22 protein-coding genes are annotated in these 21,807 nt (G+C 42.4%); 9 read left to right on the top strand and 13 right to left on the bottom strand.

Features of this window, described 5'->3' with window-relative positions; all coding sequences use genetic code 11:
* Positions 1-218: 218 nt before the first annotated feature.
* Both ATG66_RS01620 and ATG66_RS01615 read right to left on the bottom strand, forming a co-directional pair.
* Positions 219-842, bottom strand: coding sequence for a class I SAM-dependent methyltransferase (locus tag ATG66_RS01620; RefSeq protein ID WP_098414488.1), 624 nt, complete (start codon positions 840-842; stop codon positions 219-221).
* Between the two features lie 5 nt (positions 843-847).
* Positions 848-1,303 (bottom strand): Lrp/AsnC family transcriptional regulator, encoded by a 456-nt coding sequence (locus ATG66_RS01615; RefSeq protein ID WP_098413669.1) that lies wholly within the window; start codon positions 1,301-1,303, stop codon positions 848-850.
* 148 nt (positions 1,304-1,451) lie between these two features.
* On the opposite strand from ATG66_RS01615, the gene ATG66_RS01610 reads away from it, so the two are divergent.
* On the top strand, positions 1,452-2,378 hold the full coding sequence (locus ATG66_RS01610; protein WP_179885606.1) for a DMT family transporter: 927 nt from the start codon (positions 1,452-1,454) through the stop codon (positions 2,376-2,378).
* A 140-nt stretch (positions 2,379-2,518) separates the two neighbouring features.
* On the opposite strand, the gene ATG66_RS01605 is transcribed toward ATG66_RS01610, so the two are convergent.
* The 8 genes from ATG66_RS01605 to ATG66_RS01570 form a co-directional block, all read right to left on the bottom strand.
* Positions 2,519-3,556 carry a DUF2955 domain-containing protein gene (locus tag ATG66_RS01605; RefSeq protein ID WP_098413667.1) on the bottom strand — a complete coding sequence of 346 codons (1,038 nt, stop codon included), beginning with the start codon at positions 3,554-3,556 and terminating at the stop codon, positions 2,519-2,521.
* A 12-nt stretch (positions 3,557-3,568) separates the two neighbouring features.
* Complete coding sequence (locus tag ATG66_RS01600; protein WP_098413666.1) at positions 3,569-4,627, bottom strand: HlyD family secretion protein; 1,059 nt, start codon at positions 4,625-4,627, stop codon at positions 3,569-3,571.
* 207 nt (positions 4,628-4,834) lie between these two features.
* On the bottom strand, positions 4,835-5,290 hold the full coding sequence (locus ATG66_RS01595; protein WP_179885566.1) for a MarR family transcriptional regulator: 456 nt from the start codon (positions 5,288-5,290) through the stop codon (positions 4,835-4,837).
* Between the two features lie 227 nt (positions 5,291-5,517).
* Entirely contained in the window at positions 5,518-8,097 is a 2,580-nt protein-coding gene (gene luxQ, locus ATG66_RS01590) for a quorum-sensing autoinducer 2 sensor kinase/phosphatase LuxQ (RefSeq protein ID WP_098413664.1), read from the bottom strand.
* On the bottom strand, positions 8,097-9,194 hold the full coding sequence (locus tag ATG66_RS01585) for an autoinducer 2-binding periplasmic protein LuxP (RefSeq protein ID WP_098413663.1): 1,098 nt from the start codon (positions 9,192-9,194) through the stop codon (positions 8,097-8,099). Before ATG66_RS01585 ends, luxQ begins: the two co-directional genes overlap by 1 nt.
* A 397-nt stretch (positions 9,195-9,591) precedes the next feature.
* On the bottom strand, positions 9,592-9,909 hold the full coding sequence (locus ATG66_RS01580) for a GIY-YIG nuclease family protein (RefSeq protein WP_098413662.1): 318 nt from the start codon (positions 9,907-9,909) through the stop codon (positions 9,592-9,594).
* Entirely contained in the window at positions 9,906-10,556 is a 651-nt protein-coding gene (locus ATG66_RS01575; protein WP_098413661.1) for a YceH family protein, read from the bottom strand. The genes ATG66_RS01580 and ATG66_RS01575 overlap by 4 nt, the downstream gene beginning before the upstream one ends.
* A 169-nt stretch (positions 10,557-10,725) precedes the next feature.
* Positions 10,726-10,941, bottom strand: a complete 216-nt coding sequence (locus ATG66_RS01570) for a hypothetical protein (RefSeq protein ID WP_179885605.1) — start codon at positions 10,939-10,941, stop codon at positions 10,726-10,728.
* Positions 10,942-11,273: 332 nt separating this feature from the next.
* Here ATG66_RS01570 and ATG66_RS01565 point away from each other — a divergent pair, with 332 nt between their 5' ends.
* Both ATG66_RS01565 and ATG66_RS01560 read left to right on the top strand, forming a co-directional pair.
* Entirely contained in the window at positions 11,274-11,588 is a 315-nt protein-coding gene (locus tag ATG66_RS01565; RefSeq protein WP_098413659.1) for a DUF496 family protein, read from the top strand.
* 120 nt (positions 11,589-11,708) lie between these two features.
* Positions 11,709-13,046, top strand: a complete 1,338-nt coding sequence (locus ATG66_RS01560) for an MATE family efflux transporter (RefSeq protein WP_098413658.1) — start codon at positions 11,709-11,711, stop codon at positions 13,044-13,046.
* A 72-nt stretch (positions 13,047-13,118) separates the two neighbouring features.
* Here the strand turns inward: ATG66_RS01560 and ATG66_RS01555 are convergent, their stop codons facing one another.
* Entirely contained in the window at positions 13,119-14,102 is a 984-nt protein-coding gene (locus ATG66_RS01555; RefSeq protein WP_098413657.1) for a Gfo/Idh/MocA family protein, read from the bottom strand.
* An 886-nt stretch (positions 14,103-14,988) separates the two neighbouring features.
* On the opposite strand from ATG66_RS01555, the gene ATG66_RS01550 reads away from it, so the two are divergent.
* Positions 14,989-16,443, top strand: coding sequence for a glyceraldehyde-3-phosphate dehydrogenase (locus ATG66_RS01550; protein ID WP_098413656.1), 1,455 nt, complete (start codon positions 14,989-14,991; stop codon positions 16,441-16,443).
* 221 nt (positions 16,444-16,664) lie between these two features.
* On the top strand, positions 16,665-16,886 hold the full coding sequence (locus tag ATG66_RS01545; protein ID WP_098413655.1) for a hypothetical protein: 222 nt from the start codon (positions 16,665-16,667) through the stop codon (positions 16,884-16,886).
* A gap of 401 nt (positions 16,887-17,287) precedes the next feature.
* Here the strand turns inward: ATG66_RS01545 and ppiC are convergent, their stop codons facing one another.
* A complete protein-coding gene (ppiC, locus tag ATG66_RS01540) occupies positions 17,288-17,566 on the bottom strand; it encodes a peptidylprolyl isomerase PpiC (protein ID WP_098413654.1) in 279 nt (92 codons plus the stop codon).
* Between the two features lie 253 nt (positions 17,567-17,819).
* On the opposite strand from ppiC, the gene ATG66_RS01535 reads away from it, so the two are divergent.
* Positions 17,820-18,734: a chemotaxis protein gene (locus tag ATG66_RS01535; RefSeq protein WP_098413653.1), complete on the top strand. Its 915-nt coding sequence runs from the start codon at positions 17,820-17,822 to the stop codon at positions 18,732-18,734.
* 256 nt (positions 18,735-18,990) lie between these two features.
* Here the strand turns inward: ATG66_RS01535 and ATG66_RS01530 are convergent, their stop codons facing one another.
* Positions 18,991-19,839, bottom strand: a complete 849-nt coding sequence (locus tag ATG66_RS01530; RefSeq protein ID WP_098413652.1) for a pirin family protein — start codon at positions 19,837-19,839, stop codon at positions 18,991-18,993.
* A 539-nt stretch (positions 19,840-20,378) separates the two neighbouring features.
* Between ATG66_RS01530 and cspE the strand changes: the two genes are divergently transcribed.
* From cspE to ATG66_RS01515, 3 genes are all read left to right on the top strand, one after another.
* Positions 20,379-20,588, top strand: a complete 210-nt coding sequence (gene cspE / locus ATG66_RS01525; protein ID WP_098413651.1) for a transcription antiterminator/RNA stability regulator CspE — start codon at positions 20,379-20,381, stop codon at positions 20,586-20,588.
* Between the two features lie 241 nt (positions 20,589-20,829).
* Positions 20,830-21,039, top strand: coding sequence for a hypothetical protein (locus tag ATG66_RS01520; protein ID WP_098413650.1), 210 nt, complete (start codon positions 20,830-20,832; stop codon positions 21,037-21,039).
* Positions 21,040-21,091: 52 nt separating this feature from the next.
* Positions 21,092-21,232: a PA3496 family putative envelope integrity protein gene (locus ATG66_RS01515; RefSeq protein WP_098413649.1), complete on the top strand. Its 141-nt coding sequence runs from the start codon at positions 21,092-21,094 to the stop codon at positions 21,230-21,232.
* The last annotated feature ends 575 nt before the right edge of the window (positions 21,233-21,807 follow it).

Raw genomic sequence — 21,807 nt, 5'->3', positions numbered from 1 at the left:
ATACTACCAACGCCAAGTTTTTGTCAGTAGTTAGGCACGTAAAAGAGTTCGGTTCAATCAATGACTTGGACCTTTGTAAAATCTTCGGAGAAACAATATGGAGTGATGGGAGGGAGTACCATTCCGCTGCATTCTCATTCAAAGTTGATAGATACACTGGTAATTGTGTAATCTCGCATTACAGACACCAATAAGGCTTAAAAATTTATGAAGCGGAGTCAGGAAACTGATTCCGCTTTTTTGATCATAACAATGGTAAAGTCATGCTCTGAATACCCTTCGACTAACTTTGCATCTGGGCATAACAATCGGCAATAACGCAATACGCCTTCTTTATTGTGCGACGCTAACATTCTCATACTAGGTAACTTGGCTTCATCCAAGAGGTTAAAAGCGCATCCCTTTTCAGCAACACAATACATTTTCTCAATCATTTCAATGGTGTGACTTTTATTCGCTGATTGATAATTCAATGAGCCTGAAGCAAACACGTAATCACAACGAGGCAGAACGAATCTGGAAAAGTCGCCACATATAAAGTCGCTCGGAGTGCGGAAGTTCCGCTTTCTGGCATCAGAAACAAATCGCTTTTGCTGATCAATCCCAATATACCTTTTAGGGCTTTGACCACTAAGCTCAACAAACTCCAGCAAGTCACCATAACCGCATCCAATGTCTAGAATGCTGGTGGCGTCTAAATTAAGCCCGCGACACAACGCTTCAAATCGACTGATCTGACTGTACTTGTCTTGCCATCCAAGCGCTCTAGCTCTATCGTTACCAAATTGCCGATACCGCTTGCGGTGATAATTCGCTATCTTCAGTCTATCGAGGAATTTCATCATTCTTACGCATAAATCGGCACGCTCCCATTTCCTTTCACTTGCCTCATCGCCAAGTGTGTATGGATGTCTTTCACATTTTCTAATCGCTGTAGCTTTCGGGTAAACGCCTCGTACCCAGCGAGATCTTTACTCACCACTTCGAGCAAGTAATCATATGCTCCCGACACCACATGACATGAAATCACTTCATCCATTTCAACAATAGCACTTTCAAACTCATCAATAGACGCCGCTTGGTGATTATTCAAACTGACTTCCACAAAAACAGTCATTGCAATACCTACTGTGCTTCTTGAAACTATTGCGCGATAGCCGCTGATCACCCCTTCTTGCTCTAGCCTTTTAATGCGCCTTGCACAAGGCGATGCCGATAACCCTACTCGATCGGCTAGCTCCGCTGTCGTCAGTGTGGCATTTTTTTGCATTAAACTGAGCAGTTGCCTGTCAATTTTGTCCATCCATTACTTCCTGCCAATAATTACTATCAAGTTACGTTTATACGCATTTTATTACCAATATTAAACATAATTTCGTCAAAATTTGCCTCCACTTAGCGCGAGTTCTATTCAACAATTAACACATTGATTACACATGGACACGCCAATAATGATTTTGGGATACGCGGCTATATTAATGACCTTATTGCTTTGGTCTGGATTCTTCATTTCTCTAAAAGGAGGCGCGATCTCCATCTTACAACCCGCTGATATCGCCTTAGTTCGATTTCTTATCCCAAGTTTGATTTTATTACCCTTCGTGATTAAAAATAAAAAAGCGTTTCGCGTTGTGCCTAAGCGTTATCTGGCTGGTGTCGTTATTGGTAGTGGCTTACCCTATTTTCTCATCGTAGGAACTGCCATGCACTACGCTCCCGTTGCGCACGGTAGCGCGTTGGTACCAGGCACGCTGCCACTGTTTGTTTCTGCGATTGCAGTGCTGTGTTATAAGCAGTCACTCAGCTCCCAGCGCTTGGTAGGGCTTTCAACTGTTTTATTAGGTATTTTCGTTTTCCTTCTTTCTAACATTGACGCCGAGCACAACTGGTCTCAGTTACAAGGTCATAGCCTTTTTCTAACGGGTAGCATCCTGTGGGCTATCTTCACCATCAGTGCGCGAGTTGCCAACCTTAACGCTCACGTCTGTGCAGGATTCGTGGCAATAACCTCTTTATTATTACTTATTGTCGCTGCCGGATTTGGTTGGATAGACAGCCACTTAGCAGTAACTCCGCTCAAGTATTGGCCTTGGGATGAGTTGTTTGCCCACGCTATGCTTCAAGGTATTGGGGCTGGCCTGATCGCTTCTTTTACCTATATCTACGCAATCAGAATAATCGGAGCAGAAGCCAGTGCCGCTTTTGGTTCGTTAACGCCGGTGGTTGCGACACTGTTCGCTATTCCTATATTTGGTGAGCAGCCAGATTCGCTTACTTGGTTGGCTCTGATGTTGGTGACTTGTGGCAGTATTGTGGCGAGCCAAATCTTTATGAAGAATAAGGGGGGCCAAACTTATCGCCCACCAATTCACCGATAATCGATGCTTAGTTACGAATGTTAAGGGGTTGGTGAAAGACTGGATAATGGGAATAAAATATGAAAAGCCGATTGAGGTGACTCATAAACTCACAAGAGCGTTGCTGGAGCCGTCTTTTCTGACCAGCAACGTCTGATAGCTTACTGTTGGCTAAAGCGAGTTGCCTCAAAGTTGTTAAGAACTCGGTGTATCGCGTATGTCACTAGCAGCGTAATGACGATCGCAAATAAAATACTACTCACTCGATACAATGCACTGAAGATCAAATCGCCATTTGGCGTGAGATATTGGCCAAACAGAATACCTAACGTGGTTAATCCACCAAACCCCGCACCTGAACCACTCGATTCTTTTACATGCATGTAACTGAATATCATTGCGCCAATCCAAAGTAACGGAACAATAAACAGTAAGGTATCTGACCAATCGTAAAGTACGAGCTGGCCGACAATACCGAAGGTTACCCCCATTAACGTCCCCATGGCTCTTTTACGTGCGTATCCCAGCGCACCATTCCAATGCATAGGAAACAATAGCAGTAAGGTCGTCGCCTGAGCGGACATCGAGTCACGGAGATCGAAAACTTGAAACACCAGAAAAGACAGCGTCGCAATGCTGGCCCCCATTAGCGCTTCATGACGCATCCGCTGGCGTTGTTTTGGCTCCGGTGCTCTTGCCGGTGGTTGACGAGGCTCCGCATCAGGGATCAAGAATGTAACTAAGTAAGCCACAATGACAGAGAGCACATTCGCTTGTAGATTACTGAAGATTAGCTCATTAAGATCCGCCGTCGGGTAGCTCGCAAAGTGCAACATGATACTTAAGCTGAGTACGCTGTTTGCACCAAACAGGAATAAACTTCCTTTTGACATACAGGCGAATTTATAGAGAAATAGCCCGAAAGCCATTAACGTCATCATACCGGGGTGTCCGCCAAATAAACCACCGAGAATGCCCACTTCTAGGCCGCACACGACGGCGGCAAAAATCAGCTGACGTGCGGCATGTAAACTCATGACTGGCACCATACCAAGCAACAGCATTGGCGTTACGGTAAAAAAGACCCCATAGTTCCAGCCGAACACCTTACATAAGGTAAAACCAATAGAAGCGCCGGTTGCAATGCGTAAACACTGTCGGAAGTCGTTTTCCGACATGGGGTGGTCCCATAATTTCATACCACCTCCCCGTTAATAAATGTAATGAAGAAAACTCAAAAAACGGATCTGAAACCTTGCTAAGTAACCCGACAGCCAGCTTTCTGGCAGTAATTGTACGGTGGCACGCGCGCCAGCAGGGAATGCTCGTGGTTGTGCCCCATCAATGGCTAAGTGTAAACGTAAACGCTGCGCATCTCTCACCCAACGGTTAGAATCGGTGGGCGTTGCTAATCGTCCATCTGCATCAAATTGACCCGAACTGACTCCTGCATCCACACTCGTAATACTCGCTTCAAAGACATCGCCTGGCAAACTATCAAAGGCGATCAACGCACGGCTGTTTTGGTTGAAGTGTCGTAAACTCTTTTCACGAAAATCCGCGATAATAGCAACGTCATCCGATACTAACGCCACAAGAGGTGTTCCGGCTGCGGCGTAAGCACCTGTTTCGAATTGCAGATTCGCAACCACACCATCATGTTCAGCCACGATGTGGGTGTAAGATAAATTAAGCTCCGCTTGTTTAAGCTGGTTTTGTGCCACACGGATATTCAAATTTGTCGCATCCAAGTCGCCTCGGTTTACCTCTAGCTCTTTCAGACGTGCACGAGCGGCCAGTAAGTTGGCTCTTGCTGCTGTTGCGCTGCTGTTCGCATCATCACGTCGTTGTTGTGAAGTGCCATCTCGGTGAAACAAAGTTTCAAGACGTTTCGCTTCACGGGCTTTTTGCTCAGCGACAATTTTGCTGGCTTCAACGTCCGCTTTCGCCGCAGCAATAGAAGCATCCAGTTGTTCATTATTCTGAGTTACGCGCTCTAAGTTGAGCTGAGCTTCCTCAACCGCGAGTTGATACGGTTGGGGATCAACCTGAAATAACAGGTCGCCTTTGTTTATTTCTTGGTTGTTAGCTACATATAAGCGTGTAATTTGTCCACTCACTTGTGGCACCACTTTGGTTACCACACGAGTTGCCATTGCCTGCGGCGTCAAGGGCATGACTAGATCCGCAACCAGAAAATAGGCAAAGACAAGGGCAAACGCGACGCAAGAACATTTGATCCAACGTGCGAATTTTTGGTCTGGAGTCATAGGTGTTTTACTTCTCTTTCTTCGGTTTCTGATACCAATCGGGAGGATAAATAGGTGTTCAAATAATGACGCTATAAACATCGCTTAGATCGAGGGTTAGATTGCCGTTAGCTAGCGAACAGGTTGTTCTACTGCCAAATCGACAACGAAGCTATAAGTGATTTTAACAAGCAAGAATGATCACATATTTATTTTGACTGGTATTATTTATTCGCTAAGTGTATTCAGAGCATTCTGAGCGATTTGCTCAAGGACTAATCCAAGCTTTTGTAACTCTTGCTCATCCATATCCGCCAGTAATTTGCTGCGAACTTGAAGAATTCGTGCCTCCACCTGCGTAACTAGCGCTTTCCCTTCTGCCGTAAGACTCACAATACGCGCTCGCTTGTCATGCTCGCTGCAATGTCGGGTAATGAAAGATTGATCTTCAAGTAATTTCAAAGTTCGCATCAGCGATGCTAGTTCAATTTCTAATGCTTCTGAGAGTTTTTTCTGGCTGACATTATCGCCCAATCGATAAAGCTTCCATAAAGCGGTCCAGCGAGGATATGTCAGGTTTAATGGCTCTAATTCTCGATCTGCCACCGTTTTCCATAAACGAGCAACGCGGGAAAGCTTCTCCGCAAGGGAAAGATCTCTCAATATGTCGATATCTTGAATCATATGACTCACTCATTTACTTAGCGTGCTAAGTAATATAACTTGGTTAGCACGCTAAGTAAATATTTTTTGTGACGTGATCGAGATAAATGATAAACCATAAGGATTATAAAAATACGAGTAAAGATGAGTTAACCAATACAAAAAACACAACTCAAAAGCATTTGAGTTGTGTTGTGTATCGCTCAGCGCTGAGCTCAGGTAACTTAAACTGAATGAGGTAAAAGTGACTATGTCCGATCAATTAAGAACCGCTGCTTATAGTCAGAAAACGCTTCGTGCAGGGCATTTTCTTTAATCGGTTTAAGCAATACGTAGTTTGCGCCCGCTTCCATGAATGCATCACTGGTTTCTTTTGCAGTATCTGCGGTACACGCGTAAATTGGGGTCCCTAGTTTTAGTTCCTGTCGAATCGCTTCGGTTGTTTCAATACCCCCAAGGTGCGGTAATTGGTTATCCATTAAAATCAAATCGTAAGCATGAACTTTTAGGAATTCTATCGCTTCAAGGCCATCTTTTGCCCAATCAACCTGCATCTTATATTTGTTACAAAAAGCTTTCAGAATAAACGCATTGGTATGATTGTCTTCAACCAGCAGTACTTTCAAGCTCTCTTCAAACAGCTCGCTAGGCTTAACGCGAAGATCCGAATCGAGTGGCGTTAATATTCGCTCACGATCTTTTACCGGCAAGGTAAGCACAAACCTCGTACCCAGCCCTTTTTGACTGCAGACTTGCACGTCACCTTCTAGCATATCGACCAAGTTTTTCACAATCGTCAGGCCTAAGCCACTGCCGCCATATTCTCTTGTCGTCGTCGCTTCTTCTTGAACAAAAGGTTCAAACATTTGATCGAGCTTATCCGAATCAATACCTATGCCTGTATCTGCAATCTCCACCACTAACACACTGTTTTCGGCGCCATAGAACTGTTCTAAGTCCGCACTTATACGTACACTGCCGGAAGGGGTAAATTTGACCGCATTACTAACAAGATTAAACAAAATCTGATTAAGACGCACTTGGTCAGTAAAGATTTCCACATTAGTATCGATGTTGTCTTCAATGATAAGGTCGACCCCTTTGTTTTCGCAAATCGGTCGATAGATATTTTCTAATGTTCGAATCGTATCTGTAAAGATGAATGGGTGTTTCTGAACATTAAACTTACCTTGCTCAATTTTTGAGAAGTCTAGAATATCATTTAAAACAGCCAATAGGTGCTCGCCACTATGTCGAAGCACATCAATTTGGTTGTTCTGCTCTTCCGTTTCTACCGAGCCTTTTAATAACTGAGCGACCCCTAAAATGCCGTTAATCGGGGTACGAATTTCATGGCTCATTTTAGCTAGAAAATCGGCGCGAGCTTGTGCAGACTTTTCAGCCTCTGCTCTGGCCAAATTACTCTGTTTTTCAGCCTCAATAAGAGTCGTAATATCCTGTCCTTGAACAATAATACCGCTAATACCTTCATCGACTCGAATGGGGGATAAGTTCCAGCGATAAACTTTATCGCCAATTGGCACATTGACGCCGGTTAACGTGGCGCCTTGTGCAGCCATACTGAGGTGCGGCATCAACTTCTCTTTGAAATGTGTAAACACTGGATGCATCGTTTCAGCAATGTCGCTTTCAATGATCAGTTCTTTTCGCGCTGCGGGGTTAATCTGGATCAACACCCCACCGTCTGACCACACCATGATGGGTGATAACGCAAAGTTAAACAGATCGCGGAATGACCGTTTCTGTGCTTCAAGTTCCTCAAAGGTGCTCTCTAGCGTCGAACCAATATGATCAAACTCTTCAATTCCAGAACCACCAAAACGTTCGAAGCCTTTTTCTTCTCTCGCAGAGCGTGTGTAAGACATTAAAGAACTAAGCTCTTCCACCACCCTATTCTCGATCCATTCTTTGGTCATCAGCGCAATCATTACCATCCCGATAACCGAAGCTAACATGGCTAATAGGTGCTGAATTTGAAGTGTGACAACGCTTTGATTGTCTTGCACCGTGAGTAAACACAGATCGGTTGCTGTTGCATTGACTTCAATCGGCGTTTTAATGACCAATAACTGGTCCAGTTTTCGTTGTGACTCTCTACGCTTGAGGACGTCAAAGACCTTATAAACCTCATCTCCGATCAATGAGCTAGCTACCGGAGTGTCATTCGCGACTAAGACAACGTTATCAACATTGCCTTCATTCTTTAACCTTTCCATTAATCCAAAGTTACTATCTAGAACGACAACATTATAAGAATACCCCATCACTTCGCCGGTTTTAGGCTGCAGAACGGGGACTCGTCTAACGAACAGATGACGTGTTCCCATTTGGGTATGTGAAGTCACATAATACCAATTATTGCTAAAGGTGACTTTGCTGGCGATATTATCGAGCATCAAGTCATTGATACCATAAAAATTCGCATTGCCGTCATCCCAGATAATACCTTGATGATCCGATAAAAAACGAAATTCCGGTGTGTGTAAGGGATCATTTTGGTCAATGCTGAGGAAAAAGTAATTCAGGGTTTCTTCATTACGCTTGGTGTAGAAGTCTAGAACAACATCACTTTTCGAATTGCTGTTGTGGTGAATCTGAATCGCCGCGAAATGACTGTCAAAAATATTCAGAATCAATGCGGATGTTTGTTGTTTCGTCCTATCGACTTCTTGCCAAATAATCTGTTTGGAAAAGTAATAACTCTGAACGAAGATCCCTAAAATAATCGGAGCAAGAACGAGAATAATGATTTTAGTAATGAGCGTCGACAAAGAGCGACGTTTTCTTACTTTCGATGTCGTTGTCATCAATTATCGGAGTATCTAAATGCGCGTTTTCTTAACGCTTCTATTCTTTCTGGTAAATCGGATTTGGTAACCACTTCAAAATCACCGGAATAGGTTGTTGGAACGGTTTTTCCTTCAAGATCCCATTTTATGGCTTCAGCCATCGCAATGCCGGTATCATCGTTCATACGCATGACAGTAATGTCTAACTCGCCTTTCGAGATGGCGTCCAGCTCAGCAGAACCTCCGCCCCATCCATTAATCATCACATCATCACGCCCTAACTCTGTTAGAGCCTCAACTGCGCCAAGCGCCACATCCGTTGAGCACGCATAAATAAAATCCACATCCGGATACTTGGTTAAGCTTGCTTTTGCCGCCTCGTAACCCGATTGTTTCGTTGCTTTGGTGTAATAAGCTGATTGTAGTTCAAACTTGCTATCACGCTTCACTTGATGAATAAATGTGTTACCTCTCACATCGCTAATATACCCCTCAGAAAAGTAGATCACACTATACTGGCTCTGCTCTGGAAAATGTTTTCCAAACTCTGTTGCGAGTTTTTGGCTTCCTTGCGCATGATCAAACCCAACATATAGAAACGGCTGATGATGCTCCCAATCTTTAACGGGAGTTGTAATGTTTTGTAAGATCAGTTTGGTTTTCTTTGAGTCCAATACATGCTCAACAAACTTGCGATGTCTCGTGGTATCAAGCGTGAAAATTAAATAGTCAGAGTTACTCTTGAGCGCTTCCATCAAGGAGAGACTTTGCTGTTTAATATCTGCATTTGGTCGGGTGAACACTTGATTAAGCTGATAATCAATATTGAGCTTATCCAAGCGCTTTTCGAAGGCATTGATGTTCCTTATCCAATAATCGGAGATCTGCTGACCTGGATAAACAACGGAGATCGTTAACGGGCGCTTTTTCTCTATCGCCACTGGGACTGGTTTTTCACGAACGGCTTCTGCTAGCGCATCCGTCAGTTGTTTCTGCTCGGGAAACTCATCTAAAAACTCTTGATATGCCCAATACCCACTAAGGACTTGAGAAGCTTCTACAACCGGAGTAATACCGGCCATTGAAATCAGGGAAAGTACTAACGCTTTTTTCATCTATTGCTCTTTTAGCTTTTTATTGAGCTTATTATCGCTCTATTTGTCACCTAGCCGAGTCATCCATTACTTTTGTAATCTACCTTCCTCTGAGTGTGTGTTTCAATAGTAAATTGTCTTAAGTTAACCTAAGTTTGGGTAAAAGATATTAGTCATCGCCTAATATTCAACATCAAAACGTAATTCGAATAGACTTTGATTTCCAACACTCAGTTATTTAAACAGAACACCAACCCATTATGCGCCAGATTAGTCTGACATGGTATACCTAAACACACTAAAAATTTCTATTCTGTTGTTTTGTAGACACTTTTACATGATGGGAATATTATTATTATCTAAAAAAACCGCCTTTATATGGCGGTTTTTCTGCAATGTTGGTATGAGAACAACAGGGTTAAGGTGTCTTCATTTTAAGCTGCATTTGTTGGTTTTCATCGACAACGATACACAGTTTTGATGAAACCAAGAGCTCTTTTTTCGCCTTTGTGAGTTGCTTAATGTAATATTCTGCACGCATGGCAACTGTCTTTGATTCGAAATTCGAGGACCACTCTAGTACTAACGGACCTTTTCCTTTTAGCGCTTTCGCTCCTTTCCCCGCTTGATGTTGATTAAACCGACGATAAATGTCGTTGGTCACACCGCAGTACAACGCATTGTGGCTCGTGCGTATCAAATAAACACTCCAAGATTGCTCCGCGGCCTCAATCATGAGAATAAGTCATCAACCTGAGCTTTTAGCTCATTCAGCTCTTCTCGAAGCTGTGCAACTTCTTGCTCCAGTTGGCTTACGCGCTCGGAACTAGAAGTAGAAACCAAAGCAGGTGCAGCAAGGGCTGAGGTATCGACTTCACCACAGAACAGGTGCATATAACGTGACTCTCGCTTACCCGCCTCTCGTGATAATTTAACAACCAGTGGACCTTTTTCTTCGCTGGCTAGATGTTCTAAAACGGTTTCGACTTCTTTTACATCATGAAAAGTTGCCAGACGATTAGTTCGAGTACGAATTTCTCCTGGAGTCTGGGCACCACGTAACAACATACAGCACACAATGCCTTTTTCTTGCCCGGTGAGTTTTAGGTCACCAAACTCTGTGTTACAAAAACGATGCTGATACTTGCTTACACGGCTATTAAACGCACTTTCGTCACTAACCAGTCTGCGCTCAATCAGTGCATCAACGACATCGAGCACATCGGACTCTGATAATGTCATGACGGGATCACGATTGCTTTTTTGGTTACATGCGTTAGTGAGTGCGTTTAGGCTAAGAGGATACAGATCTGGGGTAGTGACTTCTTTTTCGATTAAGCAACCAATGATTCGTGCTTCAATTGCCGTTAGCTCAACTTTCATAATGCCTTTCCTTATTATTTTTGCATTTGACTTTGTACCCAAACAAACTAGCGATTTTTTATTCGGTCCCATAACCGAGGCTTATGAAACACTTGAAGATCATTTGAGTATCGGTGTCAGGCTAAAACATAGCGCCAGACCTGACACCTTTTGCGAATCGGGTCAGGTCTCAATGCTCGGAGAGAATAGGGACTTTCGTCAAATTGCCGTCTTGATCGACCATCATTATTTTCGAGCGATTAAGTTCGACCTCTGTAAGTTCGAGCTGCTCGCGCGCTTTGATGTATGCCATTTTTAACTTTTCAGTCACAGAGCTGTTGGTTTGACCATTCTCTTGACTGTCTACTTGCTCCGCTGTGTGACCAGAGTCCATATCAAGTTTCATCATTTTGCATTCAATGCCGTTGATAATATAGTGAAGGTCATGCTATGACAATGAATCGATTTATTCTGACTTGCGATCTTGATGTGTTTGGCTAAAACGTATCAAGAAAGATGTTGTGCCACCTATTCTTGGACAAAGGTGAAAAGTAAAGTCATGAGGAAAACAGCTAGGCCATCGACGCTAGCAGCCTTGAGGTGGTGGGAGCGATTAGGGTATATCATCATTGGTTGATAAACGCTCAATTCAACATATCGATTGATCTAAAGGCTGTTATGCCACGGGATGTTGTGCTTTAATCGAGAAAGATATTCACAAAATTAGGAAAGAGAACTATGAGTAGCGTATTTGAAATAGTTAGCCAAGCTCGTCGTAAAAATAAACTAAAACGTGAGCTACTTGATAACGAAAAAAAAGTTCGTGATAACCGCAAACGTGTCGACTTGCTAGAGAATCTACTAGACTACATCAAACCAGAAATGACTCACGACGAAATTTTAGCGATCATCAAAAACATGAAATGTGACTACGAAGACCGTGTTGATGACCACATCATTAAGAGTGCAGAAATTTCTAAAGCACGCCGTGATATTAGTCGTCGAATTCGTGAATTAACGGAAGAAGTTAAACAAACTAGCGGCAAAAAATAAACGCGACTGGTTAAGTTTTAAACCCCGAATAAGGCTGCCTTATTCGGGGTTTATTTTGTTTCCGAACAAAGCGACGTGTACAATATATCTAATTATTATTTTCAACATATCCAGCTTTCTATGTCCTCAACTACGACTAGCACACAACCCGCACTTGCTAAGCAATTGTTCACTATGACTTGGCCCATGCTCTTTGGCGTATTGTCATTAATGAGCTTTCAACTTGTGGACAGTGCATTTATCGGCCAACTTGGTGTTTTGCCTTTGGCCGCGCAGGGTTTTACCCTTCCACTTCAAATGGTCATCATCGGTATTCAAGTCGGTTTAGGTATCGCGACGACTGCCGTAATATCGAAAGCCCTAGGAGCAAACGAAAGTCGCTATGCTAAACAATTAGGTGGCTTAGTGTTGATGATTGGCTCGATTGGTGTGGCGGTATTTAGCGGTTTAATTTGGCTTTTACGCTACCCAATTTTATCTCTATTAAGCGCACCAGATTCAGTAATGCCTATCATCGATAGTTACTGGCCTTGGTGGTTACTAAGCTCATGGACAGGGGCTGTTTTGTATTTCTATTACAGCATTTGCCGAGCCAATGGAAACACGATGTTGCCAGGCACAATGATGATGGTAACCAGTGGAGTAAATTTAGTCCTCGATCCCCTGTTTATTTTCACCTTAGATCTAGGCATTAATGGCGCCGCGATCGCCACCATTGTCGCGTTTGGCTTTGGTATTTTAGTGGTTGCTCCCCGCGTGAAAAAGCATCACTGGGCAACCACACAATGGCAAGATCTGAACGTTATCAAAAGTGTTGCTTCTATCGGGAATATTATGGGGCCTGCGATGATCAGCCAACTGCTCCCTCCACTATCGTCTATGTTAGCAACTAAGCTCTTAGCTAGTTTTGGTACTGCTGCTGTTGCCGCCTGGGCTTTAGGATCTCGTTACGAATTTTTCGCGATCGTCTCTGTTTTAGCGTTAACCATGTCTATGCCTCCGATGGTTGGGCGATTACTGGGGGCGAAAAACTATCAGGACATTCAATCGCTAGTCAGTATTGCGGTAAAGTTCATTCTAGGTTTCCAGCTCTTAATCGCAGTGATTACATTTGTCATCGCCAACCCGCTAGCGTTATTAATGACAAGTGATGGTCAAGTCGAGCAAGTTTTAGAGATGCATTTAATGATTGTACCTATCAGCTTAGGTTCATTAGGCGTGTGTATGCTCATGGTTTCTCTATGTAATGCACTAGGGAAATCTTACACCGCATTAACTATTTCAGCTTTGCGCTTGTTTGTATTTTTCCTACCATGCTTATGGGTAGGCGCTCAAATGGCCGGGATACGAGGTATTCTTTTGGGTGCGTGTATTGGCAACATGATGGCTGGCATGTCTGCATACCTGACATACCGGAAAACAATACAAACGCTGGCTTCACACCAAGCGACCACTTAACTTTCACACGGCGACCAACAGAAAAGCCCTCAATTGAGGGCTTTTTCATAAGCGCTGAAACCAACTAACTACTTACGCTTGTTGATCGGCAGGAAAAATGACGCCTGTTTGTCTTCTCACTTCCGTTAATACTTTTGCAACTGTCAATGAGCGCTGTTTCATTTGAGGATCAATCACTCCTAGTTGAAGTTGCTTAGCAAAGGCTTGTGCTTCATAAAACATGTGGTTTTCTGTTTGAGGTAATGTCAGTGTTTCTTTTTCTCTACCTCTGAGCTTGCGTTCTATATCTCGGCCTGTTGCAATCATATCGACAAGAATGCTGCCTTGCTCGCCTTGAAATTCACTTGGAATCAATGAGTCACTGACTTTAGAATGTAACAGGTTGACGTTGAAGCCGTCGTACGCCAATGTCACACTGCCGCACCCATCCACACCAGAAGTCAAAACATGAGCACTCGCTTGAATCGCTTTAGGCTCTCCAAACAACTCAACAGCAGAACCTACGCAATAATAGCCAATATCCATAATGGATCCGTTCGAAAACTCTGGGTTAAACGTATTTGGGTTTTCACCGTTTAAATACTTTTGGTATCTAGAAGAATATTGGCAATAATTAATCGTGGCGTGCCTCAATGGCGCAATTGACGGGATACTTTCTTTCAAGACATTAAAGTTTGGCGTGTATGGCGACATGAACGCTTCAAAAAGAACGACATTATTTTCTTCCGCGCATTGAAACATCGCCTGAGCTAAAGCATAGTTTGACGCCATTGGCTTTTCACAGATAACGTGTTTGCCCGCCTTTAGCATCTGTATCGCTTGTGGGGCATGAAATGAGTTCGGACTCGCAATATATACTGCGTCAATCTCGGCATCATCTCCCAACGCCTCGAGACTATCATAATAAATCTCCGCGTCATAAGGTGTCCCAAACAAACGCGCTTTCTCAATATCTCTCGAATACACCGCTTTTAGACAAAACTGCTCTGTTTGAATTGCCGCTTCAACGAATTGTTGAGAGATCCAGTTTGTACCGATAACAGCGAGCTTAAACATGTCACTTCCTTTTATTTGCGTCTAAGAGCCAAAAATAATTTCGGCTGGTTGGCGCGATTTAAGCAATCTTTGGTTCATTAAACAACTCAAATCACGGGTTCGATTTATACGGTTTAGATAAATAGGCATCCATCCCTACAGCGAAATATTAGATGATGGCGGCTAACACACTCATTTAATGGCAATAGTCTTTGCGTTTTTCGTCCAGTTGTCTTGTCCCATCGACGTCTCTCTTTCATAGCGGTCAATATTCGTTGATCGATTCGAAAGGCTTAGTCTCTGGGGGTAGATACACTATAAGTGACAATGTCACCAAAATTCTTTTGCTCATTAATTTGAGTTACGAGTTGCTCAGTCTGATGAGTTACGGCTTCAATTAATACGTATAAATGATTGGGTTTCTTTGGTTATTTACTCATCTAACAGCAAAGCAAGAATTGTGATGTAACGCATATTTTTTGATCTTAAGAAAAAACAAAAGCAATCAAATTTCTCTGATCCCTAAGAACCAACACTTTGTAAGGTCAGATCCTCTCAGGATGTTTACTTATTAAGTTGCCTTGAGGATTCCAGTCACATTAAAGTGCAAGTTTATTAGTGATTATTACAGCAACACTTTGAAGTTATTCGTTATCATCGCGAAAAAAGCCAACTCTTTCCTAAATGTCAATATGTGAAATCCGCCGCTTTAGCCATATTAATCCACCATTATTAAACGATGAAATAGTGTTTTTCACTAGATTTAATTTTCCTAGCAGAATAAGACCTCCCACCGTAGAATCTGGCACATAACTATTACAACCCGATTACATACTCTTGCATTCTCCTGCAGAGGCAATTGTAGAGAGTATGGTTAGCCCCCAAACGTGAAAGGTCCAATACAACAATGAGTCCAGAGAAATATCTCCAAGATTGGCAAACTAGCCAAACGATTGCTGAATCTATTTCCCCTCTTATTGGTAAGCTATATCGTCAAAAAGGAATCGAAGTGGTTCTGTTTGGTAAGACGCTTATCAACGCGACTACGATAGACATTCTCAAAACTCACCGCGTAGCAAGACGTTACACAGGTAATCCGCTTTCGCTTGAGCATACAATGCCTATCATCCAAGCGCTTTGTGAGATGAGCATCTCTTCATGCCGAGTCGATGTTGGCCAATTGGCGACTAAGTATTGGAATGAACACGAAGATGCGTCAGCCCTAAATGACTTCCTTATCACGGCTCTTGACGGTGCGCGCGATGCAGACTCATCACTTAAAGCTCGCAATGTGGTGCTTTACGGTTTTGGTCGCATAGGTCGACTATTGACCCGTCTACTCATCGAGAAAAGTGGTCCAGGTTACCCATTACGACTGCGTGCGATCGTAGTGCGTGGTGGTAAAAAAGGTGATTTAGAGAAACGTGCTAGCTTACTACGTCGTGACTCTGTACATGGCCAGTTTAATGGTAGCATCGTTATTGATGAACAACGTAAAGCACTGATTGTAAATGGTAACTACATCCAAATTATCTACGCGAACAATCCTAGTGAAATAGACTACACAACTTACGGGATTAACAACGCACTTATTGTCGATAACACAGGAGTTTGGCGTGATACAGAAGGCCTAAGCCAACATCTCGCCAGTAAAGGGGCAGAGAAAGTTCTATTAACCGCGCCGGGTAAGGGCGACATTAAGAACGTAGTATTTGGTGTTAATGAGTCGGTTATTCAAGAAGATGACACTATTATCTCTGCCGCGAGTTGTACGACTAACGCAATAACACCAGTACTAAAAGCATTACATGACAAGTACGGTGTACTTTCAGGTCACATAGAAACCGTTCACTCATACACGAACGACCAAAACTTGATCGACAACTTCCATTCCGGTGACCGTCGTGGACGTAGTGCTTCTCTGAACATGGTTCTGACCTCAACAGGGGCTGCAAAAGCCGTTGCCAAAGCGCTGCCTGAGCTCGCTGGTAAGTTAACAGGCAATTCGATTCGCGTACCGACACCAAACGTATCAATGGCAGTGGCGAACCTTAACCTAGGTGAAGATGTTGACCGTGATTCACTCAATGACTACCTGCGTGAAATAGCACTGAACTCTGAGCTTTCAGCGCAGATTGACTATACAGATTCAACTGAAATCGTATCGACAGATTTGGTTGGCTCTCGCCATGCAGGTGTGGTTGATGGACAGGCAACGATTGCGCAAGATAAACGTTGTGTACTGTATATTTGGTATGACAACGAATTCGGTTACAGCTGCCAAGTCGTGCACTGTATGGAACAAATGATGGGTGTTCGTTACCAAACATTCCCTCAGGTGAACTTTGCTCCACAACGTTAACCACATAACGTAACGGACAATATCTAACATTTGTTCTTTATAATAAGCGTTAAAGCGCAGTACTAATATTTATTCCCCCCGTTTCTACGCCTGATCACCTCAGGCGTTTTTTCGTTTTAAGCCATTTAACACTTTCCAGACAAAATCCTGTAGATTGTTCATGTTTCATTCATCTATACAGCGTTAATCTAAACACATAGACGAATAGAGAGGTCAACATTATGAATCGGATTATCGTTACAGCACTTGCATTGATTATCGGCTTTTTTACATTAGTTTTTAGCCTGATCATCGCGATTCCATTGACCATTGCGGCACTAATTGCTGGTAAGCGCATTGAAAAGCGCGTGAAACGAATGCAGAAGGAAGTACATAAAGAGTATGAGTTTAATACAGGAAAACCGGATGCGATTGAAGGCGAGTTCGAAGAGGTTCGCCGATAATATTAAAATTCTCAACTTTTTTAATGGTTAAAGAGGATGCAGAAGAGCCATACCGATTCTTCCCATCAGCACGGCATATCGCATATGAGTAAGGATTATCTTACCCACATTAAAAAAACGAATTTTGTTTATAGCTAGAACTTAGAAACGACTGATGCTCCTAAGCTATTGTAATCCTAAGTACTACGATGAGACCTTTAATAACGCGATTTCTTTAAACCTAAGTCGCTATAAATCAAACTTGATGCCGGGACTATTTTCGCCAACCAATTAGTCACAGCGAATCGATGATAAAATGACAGCTCAAATCGTGTCTGCCATTTTTAACTCGTATAAAAATCGACATCGAATCGATAAGGTTTAAGGTGTTCAGAATTCAACCTATACTATCTACCCGAAATCTACGTCCTATATAATACCTTCACCACATGCCAACCAAACTTGGTTTTGACTAACTGTGGCGTCAGAACTTCTCCAGAAAAGCAGACTTTGTCGAACTGAGGCACCATTTGACCGCGGCGAAACTCCCCAAGATCACCACCTCGCTTACCGGATGGACAAGTCGAATATTTCTTCGCTAATGTCTGAAACTTCGCCCCTTTTTTTAGTTGCTTGATAATATCTTCTGCTTGCTCTTTGTGCTTCACAAGAATGTGTAATGCGGCTGCTGTATTTGCCATTTTTTCTCTCTCACGATTCTGTTTACGCAAGTGTACCCATCCGCTCTAAACTCGCCAAGCATTTCTCATCTCAAGAGCAACGCTCATCGAACCTTCTACAAAAATAGCTTAAAACACAGCCAAATCCTGCTCAATTAGTCGCTATAAATTCATAGATTGTCTAAAAAGCTCACATTTATCTCTCCGATAGTTGAAGCGGTTGCTTTATAAGATTAGATTAGACACAAATTGGTGGTATTTATAAGGTTATTCCATGGCAAAAGTCGTTAGTAAGGCGAATCAATCACAGGGCATGTTGATGTTCAAACTCACCCTGCAACAGAGCTTCGCGATAGGCACACTAAAAGTCCGTGAAATTGTACCTTACATGCCCACCACTAAGATCCCCTACTCACACCATCATGTGATTGGTACGGTTACCATTCGTAATTTAACCGTGCCGGTGATCGATATGTCTGCCGCTGTGGGCTTTCGTCCAATCAGTGAAGAAGAGTATAAGAACTGCTACCTTATCGTGACCGACTGTTTGCGAACGGTGGTTGCATTTATGGTTCGTAGTATCGAGAAGATCATTGAGTGCGACTGGAAAGCCATTGAAACACCACCAGTAAGTGCGGGCAAAAACATTTTCGTGACGGGTATTACTCGCTACGAAGATAAAACGGTTCAAATGCTAGATGTTGAACTCCTACTCTCAAAAATTTATCCACAATATGAAAACTCAAAGATTCCGATGCTAACGGATGTTGAACGAGAACGTCTAAAAGCACTCAGCATTTTGTTGGTCGATGATTCCTCAATAGCTCGTAAGCAACTTTGTGACGCGCTTGATAGCATTAATATTGCTTATCAAATCTGTAAAAATGGCTTAGATGCATTGCAACTCATGAAAAGTGAGGCTGAAGCTCATCGTCCTGTGGATATGCTGGTGAGTGACATTGAAATGCCCGGCCTTGATGGCTACGAATTGGCATTTGAAGTACAAAATGACTCGGCACTGAATCGTTCATACCGTATTTTGCACACGTCATTATCGAGTGAGATCTGTGTCGACAGAGCGCATCAAGTGGGCGCTCACGAAGCGCTTGAGAAGTTTAATGCCGGTGAGTTGATTGAAGCTATGCTACGTGGTGCAAAAGACCTAGAAACAAAAGCAATGGCTTCTTAGAACATTAATAATTTTTTTGAATTTTTATTTATTGACCAAGATTACCCAGTCGTTAAAGCAGAAAAAGTGGTGGGTATGATAACGCTACTATGGATAAGTGAGTGACTTAGCTCAAACGGCACCCATGATAACCCTGAGATAAAAAAGCCACGTTGTTTAAACGTGGCGAACACAAATTCGAAGGCAGTGGATTATCGTATTTGCTTTAGGTCAAGCCCAATGATCAGGCTTAAAATTTTTCATAGTTAGGCTGAATTTAATAAGTTTCGAACACCCCAGAATTGTAGTCTTGGATTGCTTGCTCGATTTCTTGCATACTGTTCATCACAAAGGGACCGTAATGAACCACAGGCTCATTAATGGGCTCACCAATAAAAATCAATACGCCGCTATTATCCTTGGCCTTCAATTCAACCACTTCACCTTTAGATAAAATGGCCATTTCACCTTGCTTAACCGCACGCTGCTGTAACTCGAGACACCCTCTATAGACATAAACCATCATATTGTGATTTGGGTCTGTCTCTAGACTCAAGCTCGCTCCACAATGAGGTTGCCAGTCAGCCAGAGTGGCTTCTACACCTGTTTCCGTGAGCGGGCCTTGAACACTATCTCCATTAATATTTAGAAGACCAGAGATCACACGTACCACGCCTGTTTCTTTTGTCTCATATTCATTGATCGTTTCTGGTTGCAAGTCATGGTATTGCGCGGGTTGCATCTTATTTTTCGCTGGTTGGTTAATCCAAATTTGAAAGCCATGTAACTCACCCTCTTGCATAATCGGCATTTCGCTGTGAATAACACCACGACCAGCGGCCATCCATTGCGCGCCACCAGAGCGAAGCTCCCCGACGTTATTCATATGATCACGATGTTGAAAGTGCCCTTTCAACATATAAGTGAGTGTTTCAATACCACGATGAGGGTGAGGAGGAAAACCACCGATATAATCAGAGCTATCATCTGATTTCAATTCATCCATCATTAGGAATGGTGAGAAACTAGTGTTATTAAAACCAGCCACTCGCTGGATCTTCACTCCATCTCCATCAGCGGTTGGTTGCGCGGTCATAACCTGACGAATCTCTCTAGTGGTACTCATTGTTACTCTCCTCAACCCTAATTCCTCCGACTGAATAAATTCATTGTAAGTTGAAGATAAAAAAATAATGAGCGGATACATTTGAGCTAGTTATTCGATTTTTTCGAACATGGTTGTGCCTAAAGACGATTTAAAGATACAGTTCTCGGTCACACAAAAAGAACCCTCGCTTATAAACGGTTAGGTTGAACTGTTTTGTTCAATATACTTAGCTAATAAAATATTTAAATAACAGATCTGCAAATCATTATTGCATCTGCAAGCCAAATTTATTCTCGCTCGACCAAATATCTTGAGGTCACTGAAGGATAAAATAATTAAAAATAAATGTAGCTATTTCCTAGTTAAGGTGTATAGTGTGCCTTGGCTCTTAGAAGAGAGCTGTTAATGCAACATTTAGTTTAAGTTTCCTCTCAGTAAAATCTTGAATCACCAATTCAGACACCTGCGTACAACTTCCTCTTGATTGAACATTCAATAGCTTAGAAAAGATCCACCAAACAAATCATAATTTTAATGTTTAATTCAAAGGTATTTTTATGTCTAAAGTAACTGGTTCAGTAAAATGGTTTAACGAAACTAAAGGCTTCGGTTTCCTATCTCAAGACAACGGCGGTCAAGATGTATTCGTACACTTTAACGCTATCGTTGCTGATGGCTTCAAGACCCTAACTGAAGGTCAGAAAGTAAGCTTCAATGTAGAGCAAGGTCAAAAAGGTCCTCAAGCGACTGAAGTCTCTCCTCTATAAGACTGCTTTTCTTGGTGTAGCATCCCCATGCTGCACCAAACTCTCCCCTTTTCGAAATCTATCCCCACAAAATACTCAACCTAAATAACAGGTTCGGTATTCTACTGCTTAAAATAAGACGAGCAGTACAATTTATTTAATTATTTAAAGGAAAACTTATGTCCACAAGAAGAACAGGCCGTCAAAGGCACTGGTATCAATTGATCAATAAAGAAAAAATTATCACACCGCAGGAGAATAAATGTTAGAAATTGCATTTAATTTAGAACAATCGCATACCTCTTGGAAGGCCAAAATACATCAGTTAAATGGTGATGTTTTAAGAAGGCATGTATTACCCAAACTGCACTCTGATTGCTATCTTATCGATTTTCAATATTGTGAAAAAACACTCTCTGGGACCATTCTCTGTGATTCAGGTTCAAAGTTAGGAAGTTTTACTGTCAAATAATACGATTTTCAGGCATTAATAAATATATGCAAATTAATTTGGAAGGTATCTAATGGCTAAAAAAACTAAAAAGCAGATTGAAAAAGAAAAGAAAGAGTCTGAGAAAAATACGGCCGCTGTAAAACAACAAACACGACGTCGTATAGAAGATATTATGGAACAAAGAGAATTTGATAAGTTATTTGATCTCTAAAACCTTTCAGCTACTCTTCCAAGGCTATGACATCACTATCGTTGTGCAAGGTACCGCCACTTACCTTTGCCACACGAATACCCAAGCTCTTCAGAATCAAACTCTTCTAGGCCAAAATATCGTTGCATAAAAAGCATATATGATTTGTGAGCCTTTTATACCCAAATGACTTTTATTTAGTTCTTACACCAAGGTTATTTGGGTATAGTTAAATTAATAAATTTACATGAACTATGCACACATTTATTCAAGCCCTTCCAAAAAATAGAGTGTCACTTGCATATCAAAAATTCTTTCGTGCTTGTCCTATTCAAGTTGGCACAGAAAAGGTGTGGTCTAGTCTGTGTTGCGCATGAAGATGCCCCAGAATACCTAGTGATTTCGGTAAAGGCGTTGTCGTGGCAATTAATTCACTCAGACACTTCCGCGGTTACATTAACGGTTAACCAGCGCTTGCCCCTCTACTCTGTAAAAATCAGCACCACCTTGAGTAAAATGCTCAAGATGATATACCCTTACAAACCTTCCGTGGTTAATTCTGCGGTTAAACGCTAGACTGAATGAGCAAAACTCAG

Source organism: Vibrio sp. ES.051 (assembly GCF_002563795.1).
GTDB lineage: Bacteria > Pseudomonadota > Gammaproteobacteria > Enterobacterales > Vibrionaceae > Vibrio.
This window is presented reverse-complemented; position numbering and strand designations above follow the sequence as displayed.

Bases quoted from the DNA above. Each gene is read 5' to 3' on its own strand.
- ATG66_RS01550 (WP_098413656.1), top strand. From the start codon at position 14,989: ATGAGTCCAGAGAAATATCTCCAAGATTGGCAAACTAGCCAAACGATT.
- ATG66_RS01595 (WP_179885566.1), bottom strand. From the start codon at position 5,290: ATGATTCAAGATATCGACATATTGAGAGATCTTTCCCTTGCGGAGAAG.
- ppiC (WP_098413654.1), bottom strand. From the start codon at position 17,566: ATGGCAAATACAGCAGCCGCATTACACATTCTTGTGAAGCACAAAGAG.
- ATG66_RS01580 (WP_098413662.1), bottom strand. From the start codon at position 9,909: ATGATTGAGGCCGCGGAGCAATCTTGGAGTGTTTATTTGATACGCACG.
- ATG66_RS01520 (WP_098413650.1), top strand. From the start codon at position 20,830: ATGTTAGAAATTGCATTTAATTTAGAACAATCGCATACCTCTTGGAAG.
- ATG66_RS01565 (WP_098413659.1), top strand. From the start codon at position 11,274: ATGAGTAGCGTATTTGAAATAGTTAGCCAAGCTCGTCGTAAAAATAAA.
- ATG66_RS01615 (WP_098413669.1), bottom strand. From the start codon at position 1,303: ATGGACAAAATTGACAGGCAACTGCTCAGTTTAATGCAAAAAAATGCC.
- ATG66_RS01515 (WP_098413649.1), top strand. From the start codon at position 21,092: ATGGCTAAAAAAACTAAAAAGCAGATTGAAAAAGAAAAGAAAGAGTCT.
- cspE (WP_098413651.1), top strand. From the start codon at position 20,379: ATGTCTAAAGTAACTGGTTCAGTAAAATGGTTTAACGAAACTAAAGGC.
- ATG66_RS01585 (WP_098413663.1), bottom strand. From the start codon at position 9,194: ATGAAAAAAGCGTTAGTACTTTCCCTGATTTCAATGGCCGGTATTACT.
- ATG66_RS01535 (WP_098413653.1), top strand. From the start codon at position 17,820: ATGGCAAAAGTCGTTAGTAAGGCGAATCAATCACAGGGCATGTTGATG.
- ATG66_RS01605 (WP_098413667.1), bottom strand. From the start codon at position 3,556: ATGAAATTATGGGACCACCCCATGTCGGAAAACGACTTCCGACAGTGT.
- ATG66_RS01560 (WP_098413658.1), top strand. From the start codon at position 11,709: ATGTCCTCAACTACGACTAGCACACAACCCGCACTTGCTAAGCAATTG.
- luxQ (WP_098413664.1), bottom strand. From the start codon at position 8,097: ATGACAACGACATCGAAAGTAAGAAAACGTCGCTCTTTGTCGACGCTC.
- ATG66_RS01555 (WP_098413657.1), bottom strand. From the start codon at position 14,102: ATGTTTAAGCTCGCTGTTATCGGTACAAACTGGATCTCTCAACAATTC.
- ATG66_RS01600 (WP_098413666.1), bottom strand. From the start codon at position 4,627: ATGACTCCAGACCAAAAATTCGCACGTTGGATCAAATGTTCTTGCGTC.
- ATG66_RS01570 (WP_179885605.1), bottom strand. From the start codon at position 10,941: ATGAAACTTGATATGGACTCTGGTCACACAGCGGAGCAAGTAGACAGT.
- ATG66_RS01530 (WP_098413652.1), bottom strand. From the start codon at position 19,839: ATGAGTACCACTAGAGAGATTCGTCAGGTTATGACCGCGCAACCAACC.
- ATG66_RS01575 (WP_098413661.1), bottom strand. From the start codon at position 10,556: ATGAAAGTTGAGCTAACGGCAATTGAAGCACGAATCATTGGTTGCTTA.
- ATG66_RS01620 (WP_098414488.1), bottom strand. From the start codon at position 842: ATGAAATTCCTCGATAGACTGAAGATAGCGAATTATCACCGCAAGCGG.
- ATG66_RS01545 (WP_098413655.1), top strand. From the start codon at position 16,665: ATGAATCGGATTATCGTTACAGCACTTGCATTGATTATCGGCTTTTTT.
- ATG66_RS01610 (WP_179885606.1), top strand. From the start codon at position 1,452: ATGATTTTGGGATACGCGGCTATATTAATGACCTTATTGCTTTGGTCT.